General features: G+C 56.7%; 5 protein-coding genes. 2 read left to right on the top strand and 3 right to left on the bottom strand.

Going from position 1 to position 12,860, the window contains the following annotated elements:
* The first annotated feature begins 413 nt into the window (after positions 1-413).
* Both WCO56_25445 and WCO56_25440 read left to right on the top strand, forming a co-directional pair.
* Positions 414-1,199: a type II secretion system protein gene (locus WCO56_25445; GenBank protein ID MEI7732942.1), complete on the top strand. Its 786-nt coding sequence runs from the start codon at positions 414-416 to the stop codon at positions 1,197-1,199.
* A 160-nt stretch (positions 1,200-1,359) separates the two neighbouring features.
* Positions 1,360-7,503, top strand: coding sequence for an immunoglobulin domain-containing protein (locus WCO56_25440; GenBank protein ID MEI7732941.1), 6,144 nt, complete (start codon positions 1,360-1,362; stop codon positions 7,501-7,503).
* Positions 7,504-7,959: 456 nt separating this feature from the next.
* On the opposite strand, the gene gap is transcribed toward WCO56_25440, so the two are convergent.
* The 3 genes from gap to WCO56_25425 all read right to left on the bottom strand — a co-directional run bounded on the left by gap (position 7,960) and on the right by WCO56_25425 (position 12,359).
* Positions 7,960-9,024 carry a type I glyceraldehyde-3-phosphate dehydrogenase gene (gap, locus tag WCO56_25435; GenBank protein MEI7732940.1) on the bottom strand — a complete coding sequence of 355 codons (1,065 nt, stop codon included), beginning with the start codon at positions 9,022-9,024 and terminating at the stop codon, positions 7,960-7,962.
* Positions 9,025-9,161: 137 nt separating this feature from the next.
* Complete coding sequence (locus WCO56_25430) at positions 9,162-10,940, bottom strand: endo-1,4-beta-xylanase (protein ID MEI7732939.1); 1,779 nt, start codon at positions 10,938-10,940, stop codon at positions 9,162-9,164.
* Between the two features lie 81 nt (positions 10,941-11,021).
* On the bottom strand, positions 11,022-12,359 hold the full coding sequence (locus WCO56_25425) for a TAXI family TRAP transporter solute-binding subunit (protein MEI7732938.1): 1,338 nt from the start codon (positions 12,357-12,359) through the stop codon (positions 11,022-11,024).
* Positions 12,360-12,860 lie beyond the last annotated feature (501 nt).

Below are 12,860 nucleotides of genomic sequence, written 5' to 3'. Positions count from 1 at the left end.
CTGCCGGACAATCATGACGCTTGTGATCAAATTCATCGCAGGGAACATATAAGGGAGAGGGTTAGGGTGAGGGGGCACGGAACTCTCGAATTCGGAATGCGGATTGCGGAATTGCCGCCGCACCAAATTTTCCCGCGCCGTCATGTCTAAGACTCGTACACCTACGTTTGCGGTTGGGCGGCCATGGGAACCCCCGAACCGCCGCTTCCAGCTTGAACCAAACCGCGCTTGATGCAGCCCTGAGTTCACCCCTGCTTTTTCCGCCCGGTGAACAACGGTGAATCCGGTGAATAAGTTTACCAGACCGTCACTTGACTATCGCTTATTCTTTGGCATTGTACGCATCTGTTGGCCGGTACCATGGCAAAAATCCTTTGGAATAGCTATTATCGGCATTGTTGTGTTTGCCTTGTATGAATAAGAATAGTCATTTGCAGTCGCAGAGTCCGGCTATGCGCCGGGCGTTCACACTTATTGAATTGTTGGTGGTAATCGCGATCATCGCCATTCTGGCCGGGCTGCTGCTGCCCGCGCTCGCCAAGGCCAAGGCCAAAGCCCAGGCCATCACCTGCCTCAACAACGAAAAACAGTGGGGCCTCGCATTCCGTATGTACACTGATGACAACGAGGATCAGGTGCCGGAGGAAGGCAACACAACCGCTACCATCAACGATCCGCAAAATGCGGACGCTTGGTATAATGCGGTGGCGAAGGTTGCCAATCAGCCGACGTTGGTGGCGTTGTATCAGCAAACCAATATTCCGTTGCCTGGCAAAAGCTCCATTTTCGTATGCCCCACCGCTCCCGCTCCAACCGGGTTTAACCCCTCTCTGAATAAAGCCTTCTTCATGTACGGTGAGAATGGTCGCCTGTGCATTAATAAAAGCACGCGAGTGAATGGTGTAACCAACACCAAATTAACTGCAGTCGTTAATCCTTCGGATACGGTTTTTATGGCGGAAGTGGATGGAAATTCTGCCACTGGAGGTGCGGCGCAATCCAACGTGGTTGGGCAATATGCCACCGGCTTGCATGACAACCGCACCCGTGGTAACTTGGCCATGTGTGACGGCAGCGGTCGGTCGGCTCGGACCAATGAGTTTTTGCGCTCGGTCGCCCAAGATTCGGCAGCGGTCGAATGGGCGATCAATCCGCCCCCCAAAATTTATTGGTACCCGACGCCCACCACGCCCAAATAAAAAGGGTGGCCGGCGTTTTTTTAACAGAATCGTCACTTTTCCGCCGCACAGAACGAACAATCAGGTGACAGTATGTAGCTGGCGGTGAGTTATGGTGTAAACAGGACGGAAGGTTGTGAAAGAGGGTCAAATACAGCAACAGAATAGAATTAATTATAATATGAATAGACAATTAACGAATGTGATATGTTTTGCCGCGCTGTGCTGCGGCGTTTTCATTAACGTCAATGCGGCTACAGTGCTCGTTGATACATTCAGTTATTCCGATGGAAGCCTCACCAACGTTGCTGGGTCCAGGTGGGCGAATTACAGCGGCGCGGGGGACAGCCCTTACGTGACCAATGGAGTATTAAATATTAGCGGGTCTTTGGCGCCTGATGTGGGAACCACCCTGTCGGGTGCGCCCTATTCTTCAGGGCGCCTTTACGCCCGGTTCAAAATGAAGATGCGTGATCTGCCGATTACTACGGGAGCCTATTTTGCCCTCTTCAAGGATACTGGAACCTCATTATTTAAGGGCAGATTGTGGGCGTCCACCAGCGGTGCGGCGGCGGGAAAATTTCGCTTAGGGATCGCGGCGGCGACGGGAACGGCTGTGACCCTTGCCAGCGACCTGAGTACCAATGTGGATTATATCGTTATTTTGCGGATAACTAATACAACATCGCTGGCCACCTTTTGGGTCAACCCCACTTCGGAAACTGACGCTAGCACGACTTCAACTGATTCATCCGCAGTGACTGTATCGCAATTTGCTTTTAGGCAGGCTACCGGAGAAGGCTACATCCTGCTGGATGATTTGGTGGTGGGAACCGTTTGGGAGGATGTTATGCTACCGGTAATCACAAGTCAGCCCCAAGGCCAGACCAACGTCGTTGGGACCACCATCACTTTGGCGGTCACGAACACGGGGGCACAACCACTCGCCTACCAATGGCGCAAGAACGGCTCCGATATCGCCGATGGCGCGAATATTTCTGGTGCCAAAACCAATGTTTTAACCATCTCCTCCGCCATAATCGGGAATTCTGGAGACTATACTGTGGTTATTTCAAATCTGCTGGGAATGGTGACCAGTGCTGTCGCGACCGTGTCCATTACGAATGCCGCAGTCGTTCCGCCTTCCATTGACACACCTCCACAGAGTCTGGTAGCGGGAATCAGTAGTAATGCAACCTTCTCAGTGGTAGCGACTGGTACTCCTGTGGACTATCGCTGGTATTTCAATAGTAATCTGCTTGCCGATGGCGGACGGATCAGCGGTTCGACCACCAACCAACTTTTCATTTCCAGCTTGGCGCTGAGTGATGCGGGCTACTACCACATGATTGTTTCCAACAGCGTCGGCATGGCCACCAGTACTGTGGCCACGCTCACGGTCACTGCCGCTCCCCCGGTCATCGTGTCCGTGACCCCGGCATCCCAAACCTCCGTGTCAGGCAGTTCCGCTTCCTTTACGGTCAACGCCACCAGCCTGGTGCCCGCCTCCTATCAATGGTACTTTGGCAGCACGCCGCTGGCGGATGGTGGCAATGTTTCTGGCAGCACGACCAATGTGTTGACCCTCAATCCGGTGGGTTCCGGCGATGCGGGTAACTATTCGGTGGTTGTTTCCAATCTGGCCGGGGTGGTTACCGGTGGACCGGTTTCCTTGGTGGTGACCACCGCGCTGGTCGCCCCGCAAATCAGCCTGCAACCGGTTGGGCAGACGAATCTGGTGGGTTCCAATGTTGCGTTCCAGGTGATTGCCACCGGTTCCGCCCCGCTGTCTTATCAATGGCTATTGTTCGGGACGAACCTGTTTGGTGGTGCCAACGTGCTTGGGACTAACCTTGAGACCCTTACCCTCAACAGCATCACGCTTGGCAGTTCAGGCGATTATTCCGTGATCGTCGGCAATGCAGCGGGATCAGTGACCAGCTACGTTGCCTCCCTGTTGGTGACTGCCGCTCCGCCGGTCATTGTCTCCGTCACGCCTGCGTCCCAAACTGTTTCCCTCAGCAATTCCGCCTCCTTCACGGTGAGCGCTACCAGTGCGTCGCCGGTGTCGTATCAATGGTTCTTTGGCAGCACGGCGCTTGCGGATGGTGGCTCCATTAGTGGGTCCGCCACCACCACCCTGACCATCAATCCGGCGGTCGCTACCAATGCCGGTTCCTATACGGTGGTTGTCTCTAATGTCGCTGGATCGGTCACCAGCGGGCCGGTTACCTTGGCGGTGTCCGCGCCGCCGCAAATCACCACGCAGCCCTTGGGGTTGACGAATTTGGTTGGCAGCACGGTTGCGTTGCAGGTGGTCGCTACCGGCTCTTCCCCGTTGGCCTATCAATGGCGCTTGAGTGGCACCAATTTGTTTGGCGGCACGTATGTGCTGGGCACCAATTTGGACACGCTGACGCTGAGTAACGCTACCAAGGCCAGCTCGGGTAATTACTCGATCGTCATAACCAACGGGGCGGGGGCGATTACGAGTTCTGTGGTCACGCTGCTCTTCACCAATCCGGTGGTGCCCACTCAACCCTACCCGATGGCCAGCGGCAATTACCTTGAGAATTTCAACGATGTCGCGAACTGGGACAATAATTTTACTTTTGGCATCGGCGCGAGTTGTTGGACTAGCGTGGCCGTGAATGCTACCGGCACGATACCCGATGGGAAGAAGACGACAACCAGCACGGCGACCTTTGCGTCCGGCTCATCTGGTGGCGTACAGAAGGGCACCAGCAATATCGTCCTGTTAGCCACTGGCAGCACCGATAACACCTCTGCTGATGCCATTGACCTGTTGTTGGATTTCACTGGCCGCGATGCCGGCACACTCAGTTTCGACTGGGTGGTGGTGTTTAATAGCACCGGGAACCGGGCGGCTTCATTGCGGGTATATGCCAGCCCTGACGGGAGTACCTGGACCGAGCTTACCTCTGCGGCAGTTTTGAATTTTGTGAATAATGTGGCTGGCAGTGGTTCCATGACCGCCATCGCCTTGCCAGCTTCCTTCAACGGCATGCCCACTACCCGGATTCGCTTCTACTTTAATAATGGTACCGGTGGTTCCACGGGTTCGCCCACGGGCTCGCGTCCCAAGATTGCCCTAGACAATATAGCGGTGACGTCAACTGTGTCTGTGGGCACTCCCCCAATCGTGAGCGACCCGCAAGGTTCCACCAACTGGCCGGGTTCCTCGGTGACCTTTGCCGTTACCGCGTTCGGTACTGCTCCGTTACATTATCAGTGGCAGAGCAACGGGGTGAACCTGTCCGATGGCGGGCAGTTCAGCGGCGCAACTACCAATACGCTGACCATTACCAATCTTGCTTCCTTTAATTCAGCCGATTATCGGGTCATTGTTACCAACTTTTTTGGCAGTACCAATAGTGCGGTCGCTACCCTCCTCGTGACCAGTCCGCTGCCGCAAATCACCACTGAGCCGAAGAGCCAGACGAATTTTCTCGGTTCGACGGCCAAGTTTACCGTTTCTGCTTCGACTCTGGCCACCGGCGCGCCAGCGTTGCAATATCAATGGCAGAGTAATGGTGTAAACCTTGTGGCTGGTGGCCAGTTCAGCGGGGTGAATTCCAACATCCTGACCATCACCAACGTCAGTTACGGCAATGCTGCCGATTACATCGTGATTGTCTCGAATCCATCCGGTTCGGTCACCAGTTCGGTTGCCACCATGAGCGTGAGTGCCAGCGGCACGTTCCTGCTTTGGGATTTCAATACTACTATTAACTACACCAACCCCGAACCGACGTTTGGAACCGGTATCGCGTCACTGGCGGGCTTGGGCACCAATGGCTTCCTACCCGCTGGCGGCACGGCGTATGATTCTGGCATGCCCACCAATAAATACTGGGGCACGAGTACGTATCCTCCGGTGGGAACCTCCAATAAGATGGCTGGGGTTCAATTCAGTGCCAACCTTGCCGGCTTGAAAAATGTCGGAGTTAGTTTCTACCAGCGTCTTACCACCACCTCCAGCAAGTACTATCGGTTGCAATACACGACCAACGGCACCACTTTTATTGATTATCCGGCCAGTTCCACCTACCCTGCGGGTGCTCAAATTTGGGATGGCCCGTACACCTTCAGTTTGGCTGGTTTCCCCGGCGTGCGGGATAACCCCAACTTTGCCATCCGCATCGTGACCGAATTTGAGAGCACCGCCAATTATGGCATGACCAACAACGACAAATATGTGGGGCTCACTGCCAGTTATGGCACCAGCGGCACGGTCAGCTATGATCTGGTCAACTTCACGGCGGATGCCATCACCAACGCCAATGTTCCGCCTACCCTCAGCGTGCTCACGAACCAGAGTACGGTGGATGACACGGCCGCTAATGTCACCGTCACGGTGGGTGGCACGGGGCCTTTGACGGTCACGGCTGTTTCCCTCAACCAAAATGTCATCGCTGATGGTGCTATCAGCACCCCGACCGCAAATGGTTCTGATTGGAGTTTCACCATCACTCCCTCCGTTGGTATTGACGGTGTCGCCCCGATTCTGGTTACCGTGACTGACGCTGTTGGCGACGTGAGCAAAACCTGGTTCAATCTCACCGTGTTGCCCGCGAATTTGCCGCCGAGCATCACCCAACTTCCGGTCACCAATACGCTTGTCAGTACGCCGATTACGATTCCCTTCACGATTGGCGACGACGCGCCGGTGGATCAATTGGGGCTGTCCGCCAGTTCGGTCAACGCGGCCTTGTTGCCCAATGCGAACATCATTTTTGGTGGCTCGGGTTCAAATCGTACGGTGACCCTCACGCCTGTCACGGGAGCCAAAGGCGCGACGCCGATTACTATTACGGTCACCGATGCCGGTGGCAAGACTGCCAGCACCGCGTTTGCGCTCGTGGTCACTCCGGATACCAACGTGATTCTCAATGAGTTCTTTGATTATCCGGATGGCGTCATTGTGAACACTGCGCCGAATTTCTGGCGAAGCCATAGCGGTGCCTTTGGTCAGGTGGATGTCACCTCGGGTAAATTGAATATGACCGATGCCAAGACGGAGGACATCAACGTGCGCCTCATTGGGGCTCCTTACAGCACCAATAGTTCGACGGTGCTTTACAGTTCATTCGTGGTGAACTTCTCGATCCTGCCCACCGAGGGCGGGGCCTACCTCGCGCATTTCAAGGATGATGGCACCGACGCCAGTAGCGGCTTCGGCGCGCGGGTTTGGGCGAGCACCATCAATGCCACTCCGGGCTCGTTCCGGCTTGGCATTGCCAACGGTGATGGCGGCACTAATTCCACCGCCCAATTGCCGGTGGACCTCCAGACGAATGTCAATTACACCGTGGTCACCCGGTTCGTGCCGGCCACCGGAATTGCCACCTTGTGGGTGGGTCCGAGTTCGGAAGCTTCTGCCAGTGTCACGGCCGACGATGTTTCCAATCGGCCAACCCAAATCAACAATCCCATCAATGTCACTGCCTATGCGTTCCGCCAGGCGGTTGGCGGAGGCACGTTGACGGTGGACAATCTGAGGGTTGGTTTGAGCTTTGTCTCAGTCAATCCCGCACCGGCGATTACCACGCCGCCGGTGGATACCCAAGTCACTGTTGGCGGCACGTTGAACCTCTCCGTCGTTGCGGCAGGTGACCAACCGTTGACCTATCAGTGGTATTACAACACGAATAGTGCGCTTACCCTGAAAACCAATACCGCGCTGTCCAAGAGTGGTATTACCTGCGGCGATGCGGGCAAATACAGCGTGGTGGTTGCCAATGCTTATGGCTCGGTGACCAGCCTTTTTGCCACGGTTACGGTGAATGACACCACGCTGCCGGTGGTGGTCACGCACCCGACACCTTCCAACTCAGTGGCGCTGGGCAGTAACGTGACCCTGAGCGTCAGTACCACCGGGGTATTGTGCGGCGCGCCCAACACGTATCAGTGGTATTTCAATACCAATACTCCGGTGGCCAACGCCACCAATTCCACGGTTACCATCACCAACCTTGGCCTGAACCAGGCCGGGTACTATCTGGTGGCGGTTAGCAACGTAAATGGGGTTGTGCTGAGTTCCAACGCGCTGGTGGTCGTCAACTATACGGTGGTGACGCCGAAGATGACCAACTTCACCGGTGGGCAACTCGGCTTGGGCATCCAGGCGGAACCCAACCGCGCCTACTGGCTTGAATCACGCACCAGCCTCAGCCTGGGCAGTCCTTGGACGCTGGTGGAGGGCAGTGGCGTCACGAACGTGAACGGCGCGGTGATATTGCGGGACTACGCCGCCACCAACCATCTGAAGTTCTACCGCCTCGGTTCGGCGACGGCACCATAATTTTACTCGCACGGACGGCTGAATGCACACAACAATGGAGGGAAGGCGCAAGCCTTCCCTCTTTTTTTACCCAGCGTTCCGCCACGGATTATTTCAGTGTACTGATAAGTCCGTAACTGAACCTGCAACAAGCATTCTTTTTGGTTCCTCGTTATTTTGAATGGAATGGGGGCCAGCTAAATCCGAAATCCGAGGGCCGAAAACCGAAAGAATACCGAATTCCGAAGCCGGAATCCGAGGGCTGGCACGCGGTTGGTGGCCGGTTCGCGTTTCACGTTGAAACGCGGCGTTTTTCCAGCCCGACGACGGCCACAGGCGTCGGTGGCTCCCCTCATGGCGGTGGCGTGTTTTCGGATCTCGGAATTCGGATTTCGGACTTCGGGATTCCACTGCGCATTCCACAATAAAAAACCGGCGACTGTTGCCAGTCGCCGGTTTTGAAAAATCAGCCTTGGATTACAGACCCTTGCTGAGGATGTACTTGATGAGGTCGCCGACGCGGCAGCTATAACCCCATTCATTGTCGTACCAGCTAATGAGCTTGAAGAAGTTCTTGTTCAGCTCGATGCCGGAACCGGCGTCGAAGATGGAACTCAGTTGGCAGTGGGTGAAGTCGGTGCTCACCACTTCGTCGTTGGTCCAGCCCAGGATGCCCTTCATGTAGGTTTCGCTGGCGTTCTTGATCGCGGCGGAGATTTCCGCATAGCTGGTGTCCTTGACCGTCTTGACGGTCAAATCCACCACGGAGACGGTCGGCGTCGGCACGCGGAAAGCCATACCGGTGAGCTTGCCCTTGACTTCAGGCAGCACCAAGGCCACGGCCTTGGCGGCGCCAGTCGTGGAGGGGATGATGTTCATGGCGGCGGTACGGCCACCTTTCCAATCCTTCTTGCTCGGGCCGTCCACCGTCTTCTGGGTGGCGGTATAGGCATGGATGGTGGTCATCAGACCTTCGGCCACGCCGAAACCTTCCTTGATCAACACATGGACCACCGGGGCCAAACAGTTGGTGGTGCAGGAGGCGTTCGAGATGATGTTGTGCTTGGCGGCATCATACTTCTCATGATTCACGCCCATGACCACGGTGATGTCTTCGTTCTTGCCCGGGGCGCTGATGATGACTTTCTTGGCGCCAGCCAGAATGTGGCCGTAGCAGCCCTTGGCGTTGTCCTTGGCGGCATCGGTGAAGAGCCCGGTGGATTCGATCACCAGTTCCACGCCCAATGCTTTCCAGGGCAGTTCCGCCGGAGTGCGGGCGCTGACGACCTTGATTTCCGCGCCGTTGACCACGAGGATATCGTCCTCGGCTTTGTCGGGGGCGGATTTCTTGGAACTCACCTGGCCCTTGAAGGCGCCTTGGGTGGAGTCATATTTGAGCAGGTAGGCGAGATTGTCGGCTGGGACAATATCACCCACGGCAACGACTTCGACGTCTTTGCCGAGCAGACCTTGTTCCGCGATGGCGCGGAAGACCAAACGGCCGATACGGCCGAATCCATTAATTGCTATTTTAACTGGCATAGTATTCGTTATATTTCAGGTTCATGGGGCATTGTTGCCCGCAACATTAAGTACATCTTATCGGCCAGATGTCGCGCGTCAACGCTGAAATCAATCGAATTCACGTTGCGACCGAGTGTTCATGTTGCTGTCGGCAGTTACTCCATCACCACCCGCACGGTGGCTCCCTGCCGGGGCAGTGCGGCTTGGAGCACGGCCTTTTTGCCGTTGACGGTGGCGGTGATTTCGTACTGGCCCAGGAAACCGCGCACGGGATACATGCCGGTGCTGCCGGTTTTGCCCCGCTCGTCGGTCCACCATTGCTTTAAAGTGAGGTCCATCCACACCTGGCCGGCGGGTTTCACCGACCAGTCCTTGCGGAAATAGGCGCCGTTGGGCCGCCAGTGATGTCCCTCCCAGAACCCCCAGGATAGCACCCCCACCACGGCGGGATGGCTAAACATGACGGTCAAATAATCCCGCGTGAAATCGGCCTGAAACTGCTCGTCGGTCGTGTCAATATCATGCTCGGTGCCTTGGATTTCCAGGCCGAACGCTCCGAACCGGTCTAGGATCTGCAGCATCCGCGTGGGTGCCGTGGCCTGGGTGCCGAAATGCGACTGCATGCCGATGCCTGCGATGGGTGCGCCACTGTCTTTTAGAAATTTGATCGTCTGTTCGTAATGCGCCTGGTGCTTGGTGTCGCGTCCTTCGGCGGATAGGATCGAGAAATCATTGATGTACAGTTTGGGTTTCGGGTCCGCCTGCCGCGCCAGTTTAAACCAGTCCACCATGATGTCTTTACCCAGCAGGTCCATCACGTCGTGGTTGATGTACGGTTCATTGAGCACATCCCATTCCACGATCCGTCCGCGTACCGCCCCCACCTCCTGCGTGATATGGTCAGCGATGCGCTGGCGCACGGCGGCGGGGTCGCGGCTTAATCCGCGCAGATCGCCCGGCAGATTTTTCCAACTCGGCCATACGAGACAGTGCCCGCGCACCGCCAGGTTGTTAGTTTGCAGCCAGTGCAGCGCCCGCAGTGTCTGCGCCTGGTTGTCCGGGTTTTCCCAGCCCTGCCATTTTAAATCGTTTTCAAAGACCACTTTATTGTAAAGCCTCAACACGGTTGCGCGGTATTTCGCGGCGTTGGGGGATTCCTCGGTAATCAGCTTGGATGTGACGATGGAGCCAAAGCCGAACTCGTGGCGCAACATGCGCACCTGCACGTCCGCGTTCGCCATGGGCCGGCCCGCGCGATCCGTCACTTCCACGCGCAGATCCCCTTTGCGCAAACGCTCGATGCGCGCCTCCGCCTGCTTACGCCATGGGGCATCCAGGCGTTGGCCGTCGTAGGCGTATTCATTGGTCTGGTATGGCTTGGGGTCGGCATTGGGTCCGAGATTTTGCAGGGTGACGCCGCCGATCTCCAGCGTCTGTGGGTAGAACCCGCACGCCACGTACAGTTGCGCCTGGCCGAGGCCATAACTTTCGCCAGCCTTGAATGCGCGTGTGATTGGCTGCCAGTCTCGACCGATGGCGACCGGCGCGGCAAGGGACTTGGCGTGGGGTGCCCGATTATTTTCAAAGACCACCTCGACTCGCCCCTCGCCGGTTTCATCCCGCGAATCCAGGCAGCGGACGTATAACGTAACCAGCAGCGTGTCGCCTTGCTTGACCGGGGCCTGGCTGGCGGCTTGCAGTTGCACCTCATAGGTGTGCTCCGTCTTACTCAGCACCTGCACGCGCCAGGCTTTGGCAAACGGTTGGTTCGCCACCGTCACCAACTCGGCGCGATGGAATTCAGGCTGGCCGACGGGCTTTAACGAACCGGAGATCACCGGTGTCCCTCTAGCGGCATCCAATGCTGCCGGGTAGGCTGCGAAGCACAGGCCCGCCAATAGGTAACTCAGAACGATACGCAAGTTGTTAGTCATAATGGGTTCATGATTAAAAGGCAGTTGCGGTTATGGCACGATGATAAATTGTTTCTGATGCTGACGCTGGTCCGTCTATCACTACTTCGCACCGCCATTGCCCAGCCGGCTCCGCACATAATCAATATGCCCGCGCAAACCGTAGAACTGATCGGCGAACGACGCTGGCACCTTGAGTTTATGGACCGCCTCCTCAATATGGTCGAGCCGTCGGAGTTGTTCCCGCCTGGCCTCGGGCGAACTATCGGCCAATTCGCGTTCGAGCCGCAGCAGTGCCCGATACCAACGGTAGATCTGCAGCTTGATCCGCCAACGGTACATGGCGGGAAGCGCGCGCAGCCCGGGAATTATCACCAGCACCATTGGTACAAAGACCAACAGGATGCGGTTCACCATGCTCGCCAGCCAGAATGGCAAATGCCGGTAGAAAAAGCTTTTGCCGGATTTGTAAAAGCGGGCCGCGTCGTCGCTGATGCGAAAATCGTGTTCGAGTGGTGCGGGAAACTCACCCCGGTTCTGTAATAGGCTGGCGTTGCCATGAATTTCCCGCGCTGCCTCCAACAGCAAATCGGAGAGCGCCGGATGCAAATCGGCCCGCGCCACCAACTCCACCGTCGGGCCAATCAGGTACACATCCTGGGTGGGAAGGTTCCGGCCAAAATCAATGGACCCTTTGGGTAATTCCAGTTTGTTCAAAAACCGGAAGCGGCGCGTGTAAGCGTTGGCTTGGCTGAAACTGAGCAGGTGGACTTCTGGCGCATGGAGCAGCTTGCGCATGATCCGTGACGAGGCGGAGTCGCCCATCAAAAACACTGCATCCACCCGGCCTTCGATCAGGGCTTGGGCGGCTTCTTCGGCCTCCAGATCAACCAAGGTGGTCGGCCCGCCGGCGGTGATGCCATTGGTGGCCAGCAGTGTCAACGCCAGCACCCGCGTCCCGCTTCCCTCGGCGCCAATCGCCAACCGCCGCCCTGCCAACCCGGACAGCACCTCCACCGTCGTAGTGCCCCGGTAGAAAATCATCAGAGGTTGATAGGAAATGCTGCCGAGGGAGACCAGCCGATCCAGGTCAATGCCGTTGGTCATGCCGCCTTGCACAAAGCCGACCTGGACGCCACTCGACCGAGCATTCAGCGTTTGCAGGTTTTCGATCGAACCTCGCGAGGTCAACACCTTTACCTTAACATGGTTGCGGGCCAGGATCAGCCGGTATTTCTCCGCGTTGGTGTGGTAGCTGCTTCCGACCGGACCGCTGATGATGGTCAGGGTGCTTGGCGGCGCTGATTCCACAAACGCAACCACCGCTGTCAGTATCAAGAAACTAACCACAATCACGGCTCCAAGCGCTACTTTGCGCCCAAGGCCAAAGGTTTCCGAAAAACTGGTTAAAAACAGTGTAAAATTAATCTTCCGCGACATAACGATCTTCAGCTTGGGTGTGATATAACCTGACGTCAAACAGAATTCTCCTCGGCAAGCATTTCCCCAAGGCTGCATCAAGTTCGGTTTGGTTCAAGCTGGAAGCGGCGGTTCGGGGGTTCCCATGGTCGCCCAACCGCAAACGTAGGTGTAACGAGTCTCAAACAGGACGGCGCGGGAAAATTTGGTGCGGTGGCAACCGCCGGGGGAGAACGGGGCGGATGGCGACACCGCTTTGGATTTCACCGCCATTCCGCAATCCGCAATCCGAATTCGAGGGTTCCGCCTTGCCGCCGCACCAAACAATGCGGCTCCCGCGCTTCCTTGGGCAAGGGCCAAAATGGAGCGCGGGTCTCCGACCCGCCGGGGGCGCGGGAGCAGCTCCGCTGATTCCCTCAGCGGTGTGTGCGGCTAAAGCAGTCAAAACACGCGGGCCGGAGGCCCGCGCTCCTTCGGTTGCCACCCATGCCCCGAGGGAGAAGATACCGGTGAGACTTCCCC

The sequence above is a fragment of the Verrucomicrobiota bacterium genome (assembly GCA_037139415.1).
In the GTDB taxonomy this organism is placed as follows: domain Bacteria; phylum Verrucomicrobiota; class Verrucomicrobiia; order Limisphaerales; family Fontisphaeraceae; genus JBAXGN01.
Note: the sequence above shows the minus strand (reverse complement) of the source record. Positions and strands in the feature narration are given on the sequence as shown.